We start from the raw sequence: 16882 nt of genomic DNA on the forward strand, positions 1-16882 counted from the left end.
GCAGGTGGGCGGGGCCCGCACGGCACCGCCCACCGGGCATGGCGGTGAAATCCCGCATGCGCGCCCGGCCATTGCGTGCGTTCGGCCGGCCCGGCGCATGATGCGGCCCGTCGCATCGACCGGGACGCACCATGGAAAGCCTGCAGGCCTTGTTCACCAGCCCCGCCGCCTGGGCCGCGCTCGCGGCGCTGGTCGTCATGGAGGTCGTGCTGGGCATCGACAACCTGATCTTCATCTCCATCCTGTCGAACAAGCTGCCGGAGGCGCAGCGCGCGCGGGCGCGGCGCCTGGGCATCGGCCTGGCGCTCGTCATGCGGCTGGCGCTGCTGTCGATGATCGCCTGGCTCGTGGGCCTCACGGCACCCGTGTTCGACCTCGGCTGGCAGGGCGATGTCGGCCCCAGCGGCAACCCGAGCTTCGAGACCGAGTTCTCGTGGAAGGACATGATCCTGATCGCAGGCGGCCTGTTCCTGATCTGGAAGGCCACCAAGGAGATCCACCATGCCGTGGACCCGGCGCCCACGGGCAGCGTGTTCGAGCAGGGCGCGGGCCAGGCGGCGCTGTCGTTCTCCTCGGTGATCGTGCAGATCATCCTGCTCGACCTGGTGTTCTCGATCGACTCCATCCTGACCGCGGTGGGCATGACGGACAACCTCGCGGTCATGGTCATCGCCGTGCTGGTGGCCGTGACGGTGATGCTGCTGGCCGCCGAGCCGCTGGCCAACTTCATCAACAAGAACCCGACGGTGGTGATGCTGGCGCTGGGCTTTCTGCTCATGATCGGCGCGGTGCTGATCGCCGAGGGCTTCGGCGTGCATGTGCCCAAGGGCTACATCTACGCGGCCATGGCCTTCTCCACCGTCGTGGAGATGCTCAACATGCTGTCGCGCCGCGCCAGGCAGCGCAGCGCGGGCGCGTCTTCCTAATCGGGCTGGATGTTGGCCGCCTTGATGACCTTGGCCCACTTGGCCAGGTCCGACTTGATGAGCGCCGCATAGTCCTGCGGCGTGCCGCCCTGTACCTCGATGCCGGCGGCTTCGAGCTTGGTGCGCACGTCGGGCAGCTTCAGGGCCGCGTTGATCTCGGCGTTGAGCTTGTCGACGATGGCCTTGGGCGTGCCGGCCGGTGCCAGGAAGCCGCCGTTGGTGTTCGCGTCGTAGCCTTTGAGGCCTTGCTCGTCGGCGGTGGGCACGTCGGGCAGGGCCGCCGTGCGCTTGAGGGTGGAGACGGCCACCGCGCGCACGTTGCCGCCCTTGACCTGCGGCAGGATGGCGCTGATGGTGTCGATGTACAGCGCGGTGCGCCCGCCCAGCAGGTCCGGGTGCGCGGCCGACGAGCCCTTGTAGGGCACCAGCAGCATGTCGGTGCCGGCGGCCATGCGGAACATTTCGGCCGCCATCTCCTGCGCGCTGCCGCGGCCGGAGGTGGCGACCTTGGCGTCGGCCGGATGGGCCTTCATCCAGGCCACGAGCTCGGGCAGGGTCTTGGCCGGGATCTGCGGGTAGATCGCGAACACCAGCGGCACCACGTGCGTGTAGACGATGGGCTCGAAGCTCTTCTCGGGGTCCCAGCCCAGGTTCTTGAACAGGAACTTGTTGATGTTGTGGCTGCCGCCCACGATGCCGATGGTGTAGCCGTCGGGAGGCGACTTGGCCAGCACGTCGGTGCCCAGGTTGTTGGAGGCGCCGGGCCGGTTGTCCACGATCACGGGCTGGCCCAGGGAGGCCGAGATCTTGTCGCCGACCACGCGCGCGATCAGGTCGATGGCGCCGCCGGGCGGGGCCGGCACGATGATCTTGATCGGGCGCGTGGGCCAGGCCTGGGCCGAGGCCAGCGTGGGCGCCAGGGCCAGCACCGCGCTGGCGGCCAATGTCTTGAGCAGGGTCTTGCGTTGCATGGTGTGTCTCCTCGGGGTGGTTCGGAATCAGCCGCGGCCGACGAAGGGCATGTGGCTGGCCATCACGGTCATGGTCAGCACGTTGGCCGACAGCGGCAGCGCGGCGATGTGGCGCACGGCATCGGCCACATGCTTCGCGTCCATCATGGGTTCGGGCGCAGTGCTGCCGTTGGCCTGCAGCACGCCGCGCGTCATGCGTTCGGACAGCTCGGTCAGCGCGTTGCCGATGTCGATCTGGCTGGCCACGATGTTGAAGGCCCGGCCGTCCAGCGCCAGCGACTTGGTGATGCCGCTCACGGCGTGCTTGCTGGCCGTGTAGGGCGCGGTGAAGGGGCGCGGCACGTGGGCCGAGATCGAGCCGTTGTTGATGATGCGGCCGCCCTGCGGCAGCTGCTTGCGCATGAGGCCGAAGGCGGCGCGCGCGCACAGGAACACGCCCGTCACGTTGGTGTTGAGCACGGCGAACCACTTCTCCAGCGGCAGCTCGTCCATGGGCACGGCCGGGGCGTTCACGCCCGCGTTGTTGAACACCACGTCGATGCGGCCGTAGGCCTTCTCGATGGTGTCGAACAGCGCCTGCACGCTGGCCGGGTCGGTCACGTCGGTCGGCACGGCCAGCGCGGTCTGGCCGCGTGCCGCGGCCTGGTCCACGAGGGCGTTCAGGGGTTCGGCGCGGCGGCCGGCCAGCACGACGGTGAAGCCGTCGTCGAGCAGGCCCAGTGCGGCGGCGCGGCCGATGCCGCTGCCGGCGCCCGTGACGAGGGCGATGCGGGGAATGGTGGTGGTATTCATGTCGGTTCGGAGGTGACGGTCATGGAGAAATCGCCGATGCCCGTGACGCCGCCGGTGAGGCGGTCGCCCGGCTGCAGCGGGCCCACGCCGGCCGGCGTGCCGGTGTAGAGCAGGTCGCCCGGCAGCAGCGCGACCGAGCGCGACAGCATGGCCACGAGTTCGGCCACGGGCCACAGCAGGTCGGCGATGTCGGCGCGCTGGCGCTGCACGCCGTTCACGGCCAGCCAGACGGTGCCCTGGCGCGGGTGGCCGATGGCGGCGGCCGGCACCAGTGGCGTGCAGGGGGCGGAGTGGTCGAAGGCCTTGGCCGGCTCCCAGGGGCCGCCGGCGCGCTTGGCCTGCTGCTGCAGGTCGCGCCGCGTGAGGTCCAGGCCGGCGGCATAGCCCCAGATGTGCTGTGGGGCCTGGGCGGCGTCGATGTCGCGCCCACCCAGGCCGATGGCCACCACGAGCTCGATCTCGTGGCAGAACTCGGTGGTCTGCGGCGGGTAGGGCAGCGGGCCTGCGGCCGGCACCACGGCGCTGGCCGGTTTCATGAACCAGGCCGGCATCTCGGTCGGCCGCGGCTCACTGGCGCTCCAGGCGTAGTTGCGGCCGATGCAGAACACGCGGTTCACCGGGAACAGGGTTGGGGTGCCGGCTACGGCCAGGGTGACCGGCGCGGCCGGCGGCAGCACGTAGGACGTCATCGCGGCGCTCAGTCGATCGTGATGTTGCGGCTGCGGATGATCTGGGCGTAGCGCGCGCGGTCGTCCGTGATGAGCTTGGCGAACTCGGCCGGCGTCGTGGCACGCGGCACGCCGCCCAGGGCCACGAAGCGCGCCTTGACGGCTTCGTCGGCCAGCACGGCGCGCACGTCGGCGGCGATCTTGTCCTGCACGTCCTGCGGCGTGCCGTTTGGTGCCAGCAGGCCGATCCACGAGATCGCGTTGAAGCCCGGCAGCGTCTTCTCGGCCAGCGTGGGCACGTCCGGGAAGGCCGGCACGCGCTTGTCGCCCGTGACCGCCAGCGCGCGCAGCTTGCCGGCCTTGATGTGGCCAGACGCTTCGAGCACGGTCATGAACGACAGCTGCACATGGCCGGCCAGCAGGTCGGCGATGGCCGGGCCGCCGCCGCGGTAGGGCACGTGCAGGATGAAGGCACCCGTCTGGTCCTTGAACATCTCGGTCGCCAGGTGCGGCGCGCCGCCCGCGCCCGAGCTGCTGTAGCTCATCTTGCCGGGCTGGGACTTGGCCAGCGCGATGAACTCGGCCGCGGTCTTGGCCGGCACCGAGGGGTTGACCATCATGGCCAGCGGCAGCTCGGCCACGAGCGAGACCGGCGCGAAGGCCTTGTCCGCGTCGTAGGGCATCTTGGGGTACAGCAGCGGGTTGATGGCCTGCGTGCCGATGTTGCCCAACAGCAGCGTGTAGCCGTCCGGCTTGGACTTGGCGACATGGTCCGCGCCGATCTGGCCGGCCGCGCCGCCCTTGTTCTCCACGATCACGGGCTGGCCCCAGCGGCGGCCCAGCTGCTCGGCGATCACGCGGCCACCGGTGTCGGTGCCGCCGCCGGGCGGGAAGGGCACGACCAGCGTGACCGGCTTGTTGGGAAAGCTTTGCGCGAACACGGGGGCAGCGAAGGCCAGGGCCAGGGCAATGAGGAGGTGGCGTTTGATCATGGTGTGTCTCCGGATGGGGATGGGGTTCAGGTCGTGAGGCTCAGCGCGGGGCGCTGGCCGGCCAGCGCCTGGTCCACGCTGTCGAGCACCATCTGCGCCATGGCTGTGCGCGTCTCCCAGGTGGCGCTGGCGCGGTGGGCCTGCAGCGTCACCTGTTCGTGTTCGCGCAGCGCCTGCGGCACGCGCGGCTCGTCGACGAACACGTCCAGCCCGGCACCGGCGATGCGGCCGGCCACCAGGGCTTCGGTCAGGTCGGCCTCGTTGACGAGCCGGCCGCGTGCCACGTTGACGAGGAAGCCGCGCGGGCCCAGGGCGTCGAGCACGGCCGCGTTGACGATGCCTTCGGCCTTGTCGGCCGCGGCGCACAGCACCAGCGCGTCGGACGCGCGGGCCAGGTCCACCAGGTTGCCCACGAATGCGTAGGGCACGTCGTCCATGGCGCGCAGGTCGGTGTAGGCGATGGGGCAGCCGAAGGCGGCGGCGCGCACCGCGACGGCGCGGCCCACGCGGCCCAGGCCCACGATGCCCACGCGCATGCCCGAGAAGCGGCGCGCCAGCGGGATCGCGCTGGGCGACGGGTTGGCCTCCCACAGCCCGGCGCGCACGAAGCGGTCGCCCGCGCAGAGGTTGCGGCAGGCCGCGATCAGCAGGCCGATGGCCAGGTCCGCGACGTCCTCGGTCAACGCGCCCAGCGTGGCCGTGACGGGCAGGCCGCGGGCGCGGCACCAGGCCAGGTCCACGGCGTCGGTGCCGACGCCGTTGACGGCTACCACCTTGAGGTTGGGCATCTGCTCCAGCAGCGCGCGCGAGATGCCGGTGTGGCCGCCCGTGGTCACGGCCTGGATGCTGGCGCCGTGCTCGCGCATCCAGCCGGCCGGGTCCTGGAGTTCGAAGTACCGGTGCACCTCGTAGCGCGCGGCCAGCTGTTCGTTGATGGCCGGGATCAGGATGGGATTGAGTTGGAGGACACGCGGTTTCATGGGCTGTCGGAGCGGGTTGGCGGAAGGTGGCGCATCGTAGTTTTATATTGATCTGTATGTAAATATTGATGTATAAAATCAATATATAAACAGACCCACAACGGAATGCCATGGCCTCCTGGATCTCGATGGACGAGGCGTGCCGCCAGCTTGGCGTGCGCGCGCAGACCGTGTACGCCTATGTGAGCCGCGGCAAGCTCGAGGTCATGCCCGACCCGGCGGACACGCGGCGCAGCCTGTACCGCGCCGAGCATGTGGCGGCGCTGGCCAAGCGCAAGCAGGCCGGCCGCAAGCACGAGACGCTGGCCACCAACACGCTGTTCGGTGCCGAGCCCAGCATTCCCACGGCGCTGACGGCCTTCTTCAAGGGCCGGCCCCACTACCGCGGGCGCGATGCGGTGGCGCTGGCCGACTCGGCCACGCTGGAAGAGGCTGCGCAGTGGATGTGGGAGGCCGAGCAGCCGGTGGACTTCGCTTCGGTCGGGGGCAAGCCCGCCGGCCCGGCCGGCCGCGCTGCCGCGTTCACGGCACTGGCACAGCTGGCTGCCTCGGGCCACTCCACGCGCGGACGCCTCACGCGCGTGCTGCACCAGGAGGGCCAGGTTCTCGTGGGCCTGGTGGCCGATGCCTTCGGCGCCAGGCCGGGCACCGGGCCACTGCACCAGCGCCTGGCGCGCGGCTGGAAGCAGCCGCCCGCGGTGGCCGAGCTGCTGCGCACGGCCATGGTGCTGCTGCTGGACCATGAGCTCACAAGTTCGGCCTTCGCCGCGCGCATCGCAGCGTCCAACGGCGCCTCGCTACCGGCCTGTCTGCTGGCCGGGCTCGCCACGCTGTCGGGCCCGCTGCACGGCGACGCCTCCGGCCGCGTGCGCGCGCTGTTCGCCGAGGTCGAGCGCCTGGGCGAGGAGCAGGTGGTGGCGCACTACCTGTCCACCGGCCAGCCGTTCGCCGGCTTCGGCCACTTCCTGTACCCGGACGGCGATCCGCGCGGAGCGGCGCTGCTCGCGCGCTTCGCGCCACCGCCCGTGATCGCGCGCTTCATCGAACGCGTGACCGCGCTCACGGGCCTGCAGCCCAACGTCGACGTGGCGCTCGCCGCGCTCGTCGCGCACCACGGCCTGCCGCCCGACGCGGCCTTCGGCATCATGGCCACGGCACGCAGCGTGGGCCTCTTGGCGCACAGCCTGGAGCAGCTGGGCGTGACGCAGGTGATCCGGCCGCGCGGGCGCTATGTGGGGGCCGTGCCGGCCTGAGCTTGCGTGGTCGTCGTCCTCGCGCTGGTGGCGGATGGCCGAGACGACCACGAGGCCGTCGCTTTCGATGTGAAACAGTGCCACATGGCCTGTTCTCGTGCAGCACGCTGTCGATCTGCTCGCGCACCCCAGGCGTGACCCGCACAGGGGGAAGTTGAGCGGTTTTCTTGGGCGGATGGCATAGCACTTGCCATGCAAGCGTCCGCCCCAACCACGCGCCCCGCCGTCAGTCCGCGATGTTGCACTCCCGGCGCAGCAGGGCCAGCGCGTCCGCGGTGGCGTGCATCTGGTCGCTGCGCAGCACGGGCGCGGCCTCGGCGATGAAGGCGTTCCACAGCTGCAGGTAGTCGCCGCGCAGCGCGACCGGCGCATGTTGCCCGATGAACTGGCGCGGCAGGTCCGCGTCCAGGCCCGACTTCTGGATCTTCTTGACCAGGGCCAGCGCGGTCTTCTCGCTCAGCAGCGTGGCGTGCTTGCCACCCGTTGCGATGCGCAGGAACAGCGTCAACAGCGAGCTGTCGTCGCCATGGCCCTCGGTGGCCTTGTCCCACAGCGCGCTGTTGCTGCGCTCGAAGTGCTCGATCTCGGCCAGCGCATCCTCGGACCAGAAGTAGCGACCCAGGAAGGCCGGCGTCTGGTCGAACAGCTTGCGCACCCCGACCGTGGCGTCAAGGATCCTGGGCAGATCCTGCACGACCGAGATCAGCACGGACTGCACGACGTCGATGAACGAAGCCGGCAGGTCCCTGGGCAGGGCGAGGGGCACATGGGCCGGCTCGGCGTACTTCCGGCGCAGGCCCAGCACCATCTTCTCGAAGGCGGGCCAGTCCGGCATGGCGTTGCGCCGGCAGGCGCGCACCAGCAAGGCGGTGCGCAGCACGGCCTCGGCGTCCTTGCCGGCGTCTTCCAGGTCGTCGGCGTCCAGCCCGAGTTGCGCGGCCATCCAGGTGGCGGCTTCCACCAGCGCCGTGGCATGGCTGCGCGCGGCGCGCTCGGCCTGGACCTCGGTCAGGCTGCGCAGCGACCATTTGGCCAGCAGCGGGATGTGCCGGTCCTCGAAGGCTCCGTGCTCCTGCATGCCGAAGTGGCTGCTCTGCGGCATCACGATCAGCGCCTTGAGCATGTCCGAGCCGCCCTTGGAGCGCGACAGCAGGCTGTGGTCGCGCAGCGACTCGGCCGCGCGGTCCAGGTCGCCGCCGCAGCAATCCTCCAGGTACAGGCTCACGAGATTGACCAGGCGCGTGCGCGCCAGCTCCAGGTCGGGCCGCAGGTACTCGGTGCCGAAGTAGCGCGCGATCTGCACCATGCCCTTGGGCGCTTCCTGGCACATCGCGGCCAGCTTCTCGGGCACGAGGATGCCGTGGCGCACGCCGTGCTGCAGCGCCTTCTCGAAGAAGGGGCGCTCGTCGAACAGCGCGACGGCCTGAGCGGCCTGGTCGGGGTGGTCCATCAGATCGCGGATTCTTCGTCGTCTTCGCGGGCCGCCGGCGTGCTGCGGCCACGGTCGGTGTCGCTGGTTTCCACGCGCACGTCTTCCTCGTCGGCCTCTTCCTCGTCTTCTGCGCCCAGGTGGTGGGCGCGGGCCTGGGCGCGCAGCACCAGCAGCGTCTCGGTGAAGAGGTCGGGGGTTTCGTAGCGCATGCGCCAGGCCAGCTCCATCCAGTCCTGGTCGGCCACTTCTTCGAGATCGATCTTGGGGCTGGCGTAGGCCGAGCCCAGCAGCGCCTGCTCGGACAGCATCTCGCCGTCTTCCTCGACAGTGTCGAAGGTGCCGGTGCGCGCGAAGGCCTCGATGCGGGCCCACTTCTCGGCGAAGTAGTTGGCCATGGCCTCGCTGCCACCCTCCAGGTCGCCCACCGCGGTCAGAAAGGCCACGGGGTCGGCGTCCTCGCGGAAGATGATGGAGTTCACCATGCCGCGCAGGTGCGTGTGGGTGAGGTCCTTGTAGCGCTTCTCGATGACGATGGCGCGCGCGAACTGCTCGGGCGTGACCAGCAGGTTCACGACCGATTCGCGCGAGGGGTCGTACTCGCGCATGACCGCCAGGATGTCCTTGGGCGCGAGCTGGTCCAGCACCACCATCAGCGCGCGGTCGCCCTCGGCGTCGGCCAGCTCGGTCAGGGCCGACTCGGCGCCGGCGATGTCGCCTGCGGCGATCAGGCTCTGGGTTTTCTCGATCAGGGCGAGGTGGTTGTTCATGTCAGTCCTTGCGGTCGAAGCCTTGCGCAGCCATCCAGTCGGCGCGGGCGTCCTCGCGGGTCTGGGCGTCGGCGTCGTCCAGGTCGTCGGCCGAGAGTGGCTGGCGCTCGTCGGCATCCCGGTCGTCGTCGCTCTCGGCATCGGCGTCGTCCGCGTCATCGCCCTGGTCCGCACCACCGGCCGCATGCCGGGTGCTGCCCACCATGTACTCCAGCGCAGCCGCCACGCAAAGGAAGTTGTCGCCCCCTGGGTGCTTGCGCAGCGCCTGCGCCGTGGCCTGGGCCCAGGGGGCGATGGTGATGCTGTCGCTCACGCTGTCCCAGGCCGTCATGTTGCCGGCCTCGCAGGCCAGCAGACGCTCCATGGCCGGGCCGGAGCGGAACTGGAAGGCCTTGTGCAGCACCACAGCCACCATCTCGGGGCTCAGCTCCATCATGGCGGCCAGGAAGCCGAGTTCGCTGCGCCGTTCGGCCAGCCGCCGGTCGAGCACGTCCTTGCCCTCGGAGTCGTGGCGCATGTCGTCGAGCTCGGCCAGGTAGGCGGTGCGCAGGTTGCGGAAGAAGGGGGAGACGTGCATCGCTAGATCAGCTTGTGGAAATAGTCCGCCCAGATCCCGCGGGCCGTTTCCAGCGGGTCGTCGAGCAGGTTGCGCTTGCGGTTGTTGTCGTAGGCCTCGCGCTTGTCGGCATCGCCCAGGATGTCGTAGGCCTCCTGGATTCCGCGGAAACGCGTGGCGGCATCGGGGGCGGTGCTGCGGTCCGGGTGGTGCAGGGCGGCCTGTTGGCGGTAGGCCTTCTTGATGTCTGCCAGGCTCGCGCCAGGGGCGACACCCAGGGCGAGATAGTGGTCTTGCATGCGGTGGCTGGTTGCGGTGCGCCGTGGGCTGCGAACGGCAAAAGGCCGCGATTGTAGAAGGCGCGCGGCCTGCCGTGGCGCGCAGCGCGGCAGCGGGCCTGGCGCCCGTGGGGCGGTTGCACAGATCTGCTGATATTTCAACAATCGTTGTATAGTCGATGCATGGACGAAACCGATGCCGTGCAATCCCTCGCAGCCCTGGCCCATGGCATGCGCTTGCGCGTGTTCCGCGCCCTGGTGGTGGCGGGCGCCGATGGCCTGGTGCCGGGCGCACTGGCCGGGCAGTTGCAGGTGGCGCCCAACGCGCTGTCGTTCCACCTCAAGGAGCTGAGCCACGCCGGCCTGGTGACGCAGGAGCGCCAGGGCCGCAACCTGGTCTACCGCGCCTCGTTCGAGACCATGAACGGCTTGCTGGCCTACCTCACCGACAACTGCTGCGAGGGGGCGGCCTGCGCCGTCACCGAAGCGGCGCCTTGCCGCTGCTGACAAACAACCACCGACCACGCGATGACCACCCTTCCTGCCCTGAACGTGCTGTTCATCTGCACCGGCAACTCGGCCCGCTCCATCCTGGCCGAAGCCATGCTCAACCAGCTCGGCCGCGGTCACTTCCGCGCCTTCTCGGCCGGCAGCCAGCCCAGGGGCCGCGTGCATGCGCTGGCGCTGCAGACGCTGCACCACCTGCATTTCGACGACACCGGCTTGTCCAGCAAGAGCTGGGGCGTGTTCGCCGAGCCCGATGCGCCGCGAATGGACTTCGTGATCACGGTCTGCGACCAGGCCGCCGGTGAGGTCTGTCCGGTGTGGCCAGGCCAACCGATCACGGCGCACTGGGGCGTGGCCGATCCGGCTGCGGTGGAAGGCTCGGACGATGCGAAGCGGCATGCCTTCTTGGACACGGCCGTCACGCTCAAGCGACGCATCGAGTTCCTGCTGGCACTGCCGCTGGCCAAGCTGGAGACGCTGGCCATCCAGCGCGAAGTGCGCGACATCGGAAAGCGTTGAGATGACGACGAACATCCTGATCCTGTGCACCCACAACTCCGCGCGCAGCGTGCTGGCCGAAGGCATGCTCAACCACTGGGCGCGGCAGCTGGGTGCCGACGTGCACGCCCACAGCGCCGGCAGTGCCCCCAGCGGGCGCATCAACCCGCTGGCCACCGAGGTGCTGCAGGCCGCGGGCATCGACACCACCGGCCACCACAGCAAGAGCTGGGACGAGTTCACCGGCGATGCCGCGCCGCGCATGCGCGTGGTGATCACCGTGTGCGACAGCGCGGCCAACGAGACCTGTCCGTATTGGCCTGGGTCGCCGGTGCAGATCCACTGGGGCTACCCGGATCCGTCGAATGCCGGCAGCAACGCCGACGAGAAGCGCGCCGCCTTCGAGGCCACGCGCCAGGCCATCGGTGAACGCATGCGCGCTCTGGCGCAGCTGCCGTTCGACACGCTGGACGACGCGCAGCTGCGCGCCGCACTGCAAAGCCTCTGAACCTTCTTCGGCCGGCCTGCCGTGGCGCCGCCACGGCGGCCGTCCTGCGCCACGTCATCTTCTTCGCCACGCACCATGCCTGCTGCCATCCTCATCTTCCTGTTCACGCTGGTGTTCGTCATCTGGCAGCCGCGCGGGCTGGGCATCGGCTGGAGCGCCTCGCTCGGCGCCGTGCTGGCGCTGGTGTTCGGCGTGGTGCAGCTGGCCGACATCCCGGTGGTCTGGCAGATCGTCTGGAACGCCACCGCCACCTTCGTGGCCGTGATCGTCATCAGCCTGCTGCTGGACGAGGCCGGCTTCTTCGAATGGGCCGCACTGCACGTGGCGCGCTGGGGCGGCGGGCGCGGCACGCGGCTGTTCGCCTTCATCGTGCTGCTGGGCGCGGCCGTGGCGGCGCTGTTCGCCAACGATGGCGCGGCGCTGATCCTCACGCCCATCGTGATGGCCATGCTGGTGGCGCTGGGCTTCTCGCCGGCCGCCACGCTGGCCTTCGTGATGGCGGCCGGCTTCATCGCCGACACGGCCAGCCTGCCGCTGATCGTCTCCAACCTGGTCAACATCGTCTCGGCCGACTTCTTCCGTCTGGGCTTCACGCAGTACGCGGCCGTGATGGTGCCGGTCAACATCGCCGCCGTGCTGGCCAGCCTGCTGGTGCTGCTGCTGTACTTCCGGCGCAGCATTCCGGCCAGCTACGACGTGGCGCAGCTGAAAGCGCCAGCCGCCGCGATCCGCGATGCGGCCACCTTCCGCGCCGGCTGGGTCGTGCTGGTGCTGCTGCTGGTGGGCTTCTTCGGCCTGGAGCCGCTGGGCGTGCCCGTGAGCGCGGTGGCGGCCGTGGGCGCGGTGCTGCTGCTGGCCGTGGCGGGTCGGGGCCATGTCATCAGCACGCGCCGTGTGCTGCGCGGCGCGCCCTGGCAGATCGTGGTGTTCTCGCTGGGCATGTACCTGGTGGTCTACGGCCTGCGCAATGCCGGGCTGACCGACCGCATCGCCACGCTGCTGGACTGGTTCGCGCAGGGCGGCGTCTGGGGCGCGGCCCTGGGCACGGGCGTGCTCACGGCGCTGCTGTCCTCGGTCATGAACAACATGCCCACGGTGCTGATCGGCGCGCTGTCCATCGACGCCTCTCAGGCCAGCGGCGTGGTGAAGGAGGCCATGGTCTACGCCAATGTGATCGGCTGCGACCTGGGCCCCAAGATCACGCCCATCGGCAGCCTGGCCACGCTGCTGTGGCTGCACGTGCTGCAGAAGAAGGGCACGACCATCGCCTGGGGCTATTACTTCCGCGTGGGCATCGTGCTGACGCTGCCCGTGCTGCTGGCCACGCTGGCAGCGCTGGCCCTGCGCCTGAGCCTGGCCTGAACCCATTGCATTGCGAGTGAGAACACATGAGCGACACCACGATCTACCACAACCCCGCCTGCGGCACCTCGCGCAACGTGCTGGCCCTGATCCGCAACACGGGCGAAGAGCCGCAGGTCATCGAGTACCTCAAGACACCGCCCGACCGCGCGACGCTGCAGCGCCTGATCGCGGCCATGGGCATCACGCCGCGCGAACTGCTGCGCGAGAAGGGCACGCCCTATGCCGAGCTGGGGCTGGATCAACCCGGGTGGACCGACGCGCAGCTGATCGACCACATGCTGCAGCATCCCATCCTGATCAACCGGCCCATCGTCGTGACGCCGCTGGGCACGCGGCTGTGCCGGCCCTCCGAGGCCGTGCTCGACTTGCTGCCGCGCCCGCAGCAGGGCGCGTTCGCCAAGGAAGACGGCGAAGCCGTCATCGATGCGAAAGGCCAGCGCATTGCCAGGCCCTGAACTGCCCCACCTCGACGCGGCGTGCTTCCGCGTGCCGGACCTGCAGCAGCTGCTGCCCGCCACGCGCGCCGCGCATCCCCCGCGCATCCTCCTGCTGTACGGCTCGGTGCGCGAGCGCTCCTACAGCCGCCTGCTGACCGAGGAGGCCGCGCGGCTGCTGCAGGCCATGGGCGCCGAGCCGCGTATCTTCGACCCGCGCGGCCTGCCGCAGCCCGACGGCGCACCCGACGAGCACCCCAAGGTGCAGGAACTGCGCGCGCTGGCGCAGTGGTCGGAAGGCATGGTCTGGTGCTCGCCCGAACGGCATGGCGCCATGAGCGGCATCCTCAAGTCGCAGATCGACTGGATCCCTCTGTCCAGCGGCGCGGTGCGGCCCACGCAGGGCAAGACGCTGGCCGTGATGCAGGTCTCGGGCGGCTCGCAATCCTTTAATGCCGTGAACCAGCTGCGTGTGCTGGGCCGCTGGATGCGCATGCTGACCATCCCGAACCAGTCCTCCGTGGCCAAGGCCTTCGCCGAGTTCGAGGAAGACGGGCGCATGAAGCCCTCGGCGTACTACGAGCGCGTGGTCGACGTGATGGAGGAACTCGTGAAGTTCACCCTGCTCACGCGCGACTGTGCCGGCGTGCTGGTCGACCGCTACAGCGAGCGGCGCGAGAGTGCCGAGGCGCTGTCGCGGCGCGTGAACCAGCGCAGCATCTGAAGTCGGCCGCCGCGGCCCTGGGCTTGGACCCGTCCCGGTTCAGGCCGCCGCGCCGTCCAGCGTGCGCACGGCCACGCCCATGTCGCGCCACAGCGACGGATGGCAGGTGAACAGCAGCACCTGGTGGCGCTGCGCGGCGTCGAACAGCACGCGCTTCATGTGGCACAGGCGTTCGCTGTCGCTGTGCACGAGCGCGTCGTCCAGGATCAGCAGCGTGGGCCGGCCGGCCTGCTGCAGCAGGTCGGCGTAGGCGAAGCGGCTGATCAGACCCAACTGTTCGCGCGCGCCAAAGCTCAGTGCCTCCACGGCACCGGATTCGGCTGCGCCCGTGCTGCGCGGCCGCGTCAGCAGCGCGGGCGCCAGTTGCTCGTCGATCTGCACGCTGGCGCCGGGCAGCAGCAGCGGCAGGTAGTGCTGCAGGCGCTGCGCCAATGGCGCCTGCAGCCGCGCCAGCGTGGCCTGGCGGCGTGCCTGCAGGCGTTCGCAGAGCAGGTCGAGCGCGGCGGCGCGGCGCTGCAGCTCGTGCTGGCGGCGCAGCGCGCGCTGCAGTTCGCCGTCGAGCGCGGCGCGCTGCTCCTCCAAGCCTTGCGCGCCGGCCTGCTGCAGCGCGCTTTGCAGCACAAGGATCTGCTCGTGGCGCTGCCGGTGGCTGGCGCGCAACTGCTCGACGCTGCGCGCCAGCCGCGCGATGTCCTGGGCCACGATGTCGGGGCGGGCCGACTGCAGGCTGGCCGCCGTCTGGGCCACGCGCGCGTCCAGCGCCTGGTGTTCGGCCTGGGCCTGCAGCAGCTGCTGTTGCGCGGCCTCCTGCTGGGTGGCGCGCTCGGGCGCGGCGAGCCGGGCTTGCGCGGCCTGCAGTTCGGTGCGCGCGGCATCGCGCCGGCTGCCGGCCGCCGCCTGCTGGGCCTGGGCTTTGGCAAGGGCCTCGCGTGCGATGGCCAGGGCCTGCTGCGCGGACTGGTCCGCAGCCACAGCCTGTGCCGCTGGCATGACGTCCTGCGGCGCGGCCGGCAGGCGGGCGAGGGCGGCATCGGCCGTGTGGATGCGCGCCTGGGCCTGGGTGCAGGCGGTGTGCAGCGCGTCCAACCCCTGCGGCGCGACGATGGCCAGCGCCTGCTCGGCCAGCTGCACGGCCCCTTGCGCGGCGCTGCAGGCGGCGAGCCGGGCTTCGGCCTCTGCCAGGTCGGCCAGGCCGAGCGCGGCCATGGCCTGCTGCAGCTGGTGGCCGGCCTGCTGGTCGGTGCGGGCCAGCTCGGCCAGGTCCTGGCCGCCGGGCGTGATGCGCAAGGCGCCGCCGCCGGGCAGGTGCAGCAGCGCGGGGGCGGTCAGCAGCAGCTCGCCCTGGTCCTGCAGCGGCTGCGCGTCGAGTCGCAGGTCCTGGCCCGGCGGCAGTTGCCAGGCCAGCCGCGTGGCCACGGCCTGGTGCCGCAGGGCCGCCTGCTCGCGCGCCTGCAGCAGTGTGCGCAGCTGCTGCAGCTGGCGCGGCGTGATGGCCGGCAACGCAGCGGCCTGGGCGCGCTGCGTTGCGAGTTCGGCATGGGCGGCCTGGGCGCGCTGCAAGGCCCGGCCGGCGCTGGTGGCGTCGGCCTGGGCCTGGGCCAGTTGCTGCTGCAGGCTGTCGCGCAGCGCCTGTTGCTGGGCCGCCTGGGCCTGCCCCTGGGCGGCCTGGGCCTGGGCCTGGGCGGCGTCGGCTGCGGCTTGGGCCCGGGTGGTGGCGGCGTCGGCTGCTTGCGCGGCGGTCTCGGCCTGGTTCAGCGCGGCCTGGCGTCGGGCCAGGTCGTCCTCCTGCTGGCCGAACGCGGCCAGGCGCTGGCCCAGCAGTTCGCGCGTGCGGGCCAGGTCGGCCAGGCGCTGGCGGTCTTCGCCGAGCTGGCGCGCGCTGGCGTCCAGCGCGGTTTGCCGCTCGCGCGCCTGGGCCAGGTCGCGCTCCAGCGCCTCCCAGGGTTGCTGGCTGCTGTCGGCGGCGTGCGCGCGGCGCAGCTGGTCGAGCCGGTCGACCTGTTCGCGGTACTGGGCGATCTGCGCATCCAGGGCGGCGATGTCGGCCTGGTGCTGGACCACGGCGTCGAGGGCCTGCTTGTGTTCGCCGGTGGGCTTGCCGGTGCCGGTCAGCAGCTCGGCGCGGTCCTTGCGCAGGCGCTCGAGCAGCGCATCGCCGCCGGTGGCGGCCAGTGCGCCGGCGGCCTCGCCCTGGCCGTGCAGCGCATCGTGCAGGTGCTCGCGCGCATGGCGCACGTCCAGTTCCTGCCCGCTGCCTTGCTCGACCCACAGCAGGCCCGGGATGCCCTGGTGCTCGGTCTTGCTGGCGCCTTTGGGCGAGTACGCGTAGCCGAACAGCTGGGCCAGATGGTCTTCGGCCTCGGCACCTTCGAGCTGGCGCGTGCCGATGGACAGCACGCAGCGCTTTTTGCCGAGGAAGCTCTTGACCAGGTGGTGCGGCTGGCCGGCGAGCTGGAAGTCGATCTCCACGCGCGGCGCGGCGCCGCTGCCCTCGTCCCAGGGCTTGAGGTCGTCGACCATGCTGGACTTGTGGCGCTCGAAGAAGGCCGCGCGGATCGCGCGCACCAGCGTGCTCTTGCCGGCCTCGTTGGGGCCGGCCAGGATGTTGAGGCCGGGGGTGAAGCCGGTGAGTTCGAGCGGGGCGCGGAAGCGGCGCAACTGCTCGACGCGCAGGCGCGTGATCTGCATGGTCATGTCAATGCGCCCACAAGAAGGCGGTGGCCGAGCGCAGCGATGGCCCGTGTGTGACCCCGCTCCCACCCCTGTGCCCACGTCGAGGAGCGCAGTGGCCTGGGCGGCGCGGGGAACCTCGCGTTTCAACATCTGACTCATTGCACTTGTTCGAGCTGAACGAACGCAGTGAGTGGTGCGAGTTGTGCAATGCGCCCAGGCCGCGAGCACCGCAGGTTGCCCGGAGCGCCAGCGCAGGGACGGGGGCACCGGGGCCGCCTTCTCTTTGGTTACTTGCTCTTGGGCGGTAGCCAAGAGAAAGTGACTGCGCTGCCGGGCGCACATCCCGGCTCCAGGTGCTCATGCGCACGCAGTGGGTTCTATGCACACCACTGGCTAATCCGAGTGAGGAGGTGGGGCTATCCACCCCACACCCGGACTGACTTTTCTTGTCTCGCCAAGAAAAGTAAGCAAAAGAAGGCGACCCCGGTGCCCCTGTCCCTGCGCTGGCGCTCCGGGCAACCTGCGGTGCTCGCGCCATGGGCTGCATTGCGCAACTCA

Annotated in this window: 18 protein-coding genes; 8 read left to right on the forward strand and 10 right to left on the reverse strand. The window is 70.6% G+C overall.

The window, feature by feature from the left end; all coding sequences use genetic code 11:
• The first annotated feature begins 131 nt into the window (after positions 1-131).
• A complete protein-coding gene (locus tag ASF45_RS18215; RefSeq protein WP_056665684.1) occupies positions 132-926 on the forward strand; it encodes a TerC family protein in 795 nt (264 codons plus the stop codon).
• Here the strand turns inward: ASF45_RS18215 and ASF45_RS18220 are convergent.
• Genes ASF45_RS18220 through ASF45_RS18240 form a run of 5 tightly spaced genes read right to left on the reverse strand, consistent with a single transcriptional unit; the run spans position 923 to position 5329 of the window.
• Positions 923-1897, reverse strand: a complete 975-nt coding sequence (locus tag ASF45_RS18220) for a tripartite tricarboxylate transporter substrate binding protein (protein ID WP_056665685.1) — start codon at positions 1895-1897, stop codon at positions 923-925. The two genes, ASF45_RS18215 and ASF45_RS18220, sit on opposite strands and share 4 nt — an antisense overlap.
• A gap of 27 nt (positions 1898-1924) precedes the next feature.
• Positions 1925-2689, reverse strand: a complete 765-nt coding sequence (locus tag ASF45_RS18225; protein ID WP_056665688.1) for an SDR family oxidoreductase — start codon at positions 2687-2689, stop codon at positions 1925-1927.
• Positions 2686-3378, reverse strand: coding sequence for a fumarylacetoacetate hydrolase family protein (locus tag ASF45_RS18230; protein ID WP_056665691.1), 693 nt, complete (start codon positions 3376-3378; stop codon positions 2686-2688). Before ASF45_RS18230 ends, ASF45_RS18225 begins: the two co-directional genes overlap by 4 nt.
• Before the next feature lie 8 nt (positions 3379-3386).
• The gene (locus ASF45_RS18235; RefSeq protein ID WP_056665693.1) at positions 3387-4349 is read right to left on the reverse strand and encodes a tripartite tricarboxylate transporter substrate binding protein; all 963 of its coding nucleotides are present in this window, start codon (positions 4347-4349) and stop codon (positions 3387-3389) included.
• Positions 4350-4375: 26 nt separating this feature from the next.
• The gene (locus ASF45_RS18240; protein WP_056665695.1) at positions 4376-5329 is read right to left on the reverse strand and encodes a 2-hydroxyacid dehydrogenase; all 954 of its coding nucleotides are present in this window, start codon (positions 5327-5329) and stop codon (positions 4376-4378) included.
• Between the two features lie 110 nt (positions 5330-5439).
• Here ASF45_RS18240 and ASF45_RS18245 point away from each other — a divergent pair, with 110 nt between their 5' ends.
• The gene (locus tag ASF45_RS18245; protein WP_056665698.1) at positions 5440-6582 is read left to right on the forward strand and encodes a citrate/2-methylcitrate synthase; all 1143 of its coding nucleotides are present in this window, start codon (positions 5440-5442) and stop codon (positions 6580-6582) included.
• Positions 6583-6808: 226 nt separating this feature from the next.
• Here ASF45_RS18245 and ASF45_RS18250 read toward each other — a convergent pair whose 3' ends face one another.
• From ASF45_RS18250 to ASF45_RS18265, 4 genes are read right to left on the reverse strand one after another with little or no spacing between them, the layout of a single operon-like run.
• Positions 6809-8032, reverse strand: coding sequence for a hypothetical protein (locus ASF45_RS18250; protein WP_056665701.1), 1224 nt, complete (start codon positions 8030-8032; stop codon positions 6809-6811).
• Entirely contained in the window at positions 8032-8781 is a 750-nt protein-coding gene (locus ASF45_RS18255) for a hypothetical protein (protein ID WP_056665704.1), read from the reverse strand. The genes ASF45_RS18250 and ASF45_RS18255 overlap by 1 nt, the downstream gene beginning before the upstream one ends.
• A 1-nt stretch (position 8782) precedes the next feature.
• Complete coding sequence (locus tag ASF45_RS18260) at positions 8783-9358, reverse strand: hypothetical protein (protein ID WP_056665705.1); 576 nt, start codon at positions 9356-9358, stop codon at positions 8783-8785.
• 2 nt (positions 9359-9360) lie between these two features.
• The gene (locus ASF45_RS18265) at positions 9361-9636 is read right to left on the reverse strand and encodes a DnaJ domain-containing protein (RefSeq protein WP_056665708.1); all 276 of its coding nucleotides are present in this window, start codon (positions 9634-9636) and stop codon (positions 9361-9363) included.
• Between the two features lie 162 nt (positions 9637-9798).
• On the opposite strand from ASF45_RS18265, the gene ASF45_RS18270 reads away from it, so the two are divergent.
• From ASF45_RS18270 to arsH, 6 genes are all read left to right on the forward strand, one after another.
• Positions 9799-10122 carry a helix-turn-helix transcriptional regulator gene (locus ASF45_RS18270; RefSeq protein ID WP_056665711.1) on the forward strand — a complete coding sequence of 108 codons (324 nt, stop codon included), beginning with the start codon at positions 9799-9801 and terminating at the stop codon, positions 10120-10122.
• 21 nt (positions 10123-10143) lie between these two features.
• A complete protein-coding gene (locus ASF45_RS18275; protein WP_056665714.1) occupies positions 10144-10641 on the forward strand; it encodes an arsenate reductase ArsC in 498 nt (165 codons plus the stop codon).
• Between the two features lies 1 nt (position 10642).
• Positions 10643-11128: an arsenate reductase ArsC gene (locus tag ASF45_RS18280; RefSeq protein WP_056665717.1), complete on the forward strand. Its 486-nt coding sequence runs from the start codon at positions 10643-10645 to the stop codon at positions 11126-11128.
• 75 nt (positions 11129-11203) lie between these two features.
• Positions 11204-12490: an arsenic transporter gene (locus tag ASF45_RS18285; protein WP_056665720.1), complete on the forward strand. Its 1287-nt coding sequence runs from the start codon at positions 11204-11206 to the stop codon at positions 12488-12490.
• A gap of 26 nt (positions 12491-12516) precedes the next feature.
• Positions 12517-12948 carry an arsenate reductase (glutaredoxin) gene (arsC, locus tag ASF45_RS18290; protein ID WP_056665722.1) on the forward strand — a complete coding sequence of 144 codons (432 nt, stop codon included), beginning with the start codon at positions 12517-12519 and terminating at the stop codon, positions 12946-12948.
• A complete protein-coding gene (arsH, locus tag ASF45_RS18295; RefSeq protein ID WP_056665724.1) occupies positions 12917-13651 on the forward strand; it encodes an arsenical resistance protein ArsH in 735 nt (244 codons plus the stop codon). The genes arsC and arsH overlap by 32 nt, the downstream gene beginning before the upstream one ends.
• A gap of 39 nt (positions 13652-13690) precedes the next feature.
• Here arsH and ASF45_RS18300 read toward each other — a convergent pair whose 3' ends face one another.
• Complete coding sequence (locus ASF45_RS18300; protein ID WP_162244027.1) at positions 13691-16345, reverse strand: ATP-binding protein; 2655 nt, start codon at positions 16343-16345, stop codon at positions 13691-13693.
• Positions 16346-16882: the final 537 nt, after the last annotated feature.

Source organism: Pseudorhodoferax sp. Leaf265, from assembly GCF_001422365.1.
GTDB lineage: Bacteria > Pseudomonadota > Gammaproteobacteria > Burkholderiales > Burkholderiaceae_C > Pseudorhodoferax.

Coding starts and splice junctions, on each gene's coding strand:
- ASF45_RS18215 (WP_056665684.1), top strand. CDS start 132: ATGGAAAGCCTGCAGGCCTTGTTCACCAGCCCCGCCGCCTGGGCCGCG.
- ASF45_RS18220 (WP_056665685.1), bottom strand. CDS start 1,897: ATGCAACGCAAGACCCTGCTCAAGACATTGGCCGCCAGCGCGGTGCTG.
- ASF45_RS18225 (WP_056665688.1), bottom strand. CDS start 2,689: ATGAATACCACCACCATTCCCCGCATCGCCCTCGTCACGGGCGCCGGC.
- ASF45_RS18230 (WP_056665691.1), bottom strand. CDS start 3,378: ATGACGTCCTACGTGCTGCCGCCGGCCGCGCCGGTCACCCTGGCCGTA.
- ASF45_RS18235 (WP_056665693.1), bottom strand. CDS start 4,349: ATGATCAAACGCCACCTCCTCATTGCCCTGGCCCTGGCCTTCGCTGCC.
- ASF45_RS18240 (WP_056665695.1), bottom strand. CDS start 5,329: ATGAAACCGCGTGTCCTCCAACTCAATCCCATCCTGATCCCGGCCATC.
- ASF45_RS18245 (WP_056665698.1), top strand. CDS start 5,440: ATGGCCTCCTGGATCTCGATGGACGAGGCGTGCCGCCAGCTTGGCGTG.
- ASF45_RS18250 (WP_056665701.1), bottom strand. CDS start 8,032: ATGGACCACCCCGACCAGGCCGCTCAGGCCGTCGCGCTGTTCGACGAG.
- ASF45_RS18255 (WP_056665704.1), bottom strand. CDS start 8,781: ATGAACAACCACCTCGCCCTGATCGAGAAAACCCAGAGCCTGATCGCC.
- ASF45_RS18260 (WP_056665705.1), bottom strand. CDS start 9,358: ATGCACGTCTCCCCCTTCTTCCGCAACCTGCGCACCGCCTACCTGGCC.
- ASF45_RS18265 (WP_056665708.1), bottom strand. CDS start 9,636: ATGCAAGACCACTATCTCGCCCTGGGTGTCGCCCCTGGCGCGAGCCTG.
- ASF45_RS18270 (WP_056665711.1), top strand. CDS start 9,799: ATGGACGAAACCGATGCCGTGCAATCCCTCGCAGCCCTGGCCCATGGC.
- ASF45_RS18275 (WP_056665714.1), top strand. CDS start 10,144: ATGACCACCCTTCCTGCCCTGAACGTGCTGTTCATCTGCACCGGCAAC.
- ASF45_RS18280 (WP_056665717.1), top strand. CDS start 10,643: ATGACGACGAACATCCTGATCCTGTGCACCCACAACTCCGCGCGCAGC.
- ASF45_RS18285 (WP_056665720.1), top strand. CDS start 11,204: ATGCCTGCTGCCATCCTCATCTTCCTGTTCACGCTGGTGTTCGTCATC.
- arsC (WP_056665722.1), top strand. CDS start 12,517: ATGAGCGACACCACGATCTACCACAACCCCGCCTGCGGCACCTCGCGC.
- arsH (WP_056665724.1), top strand. CDS start 12,917: ATGCGAAAGGCCAGCGCATTGCCAGGCCCTGAACTGCCCCACCTCGAC.
- ASF45_RS18300 (WP_162244027.1), bottom strand. CDS start 16,345: ATGACCATGCAGATCACGCGCCTGCGCGTCGAGCAGTTGCGCCGCTTC.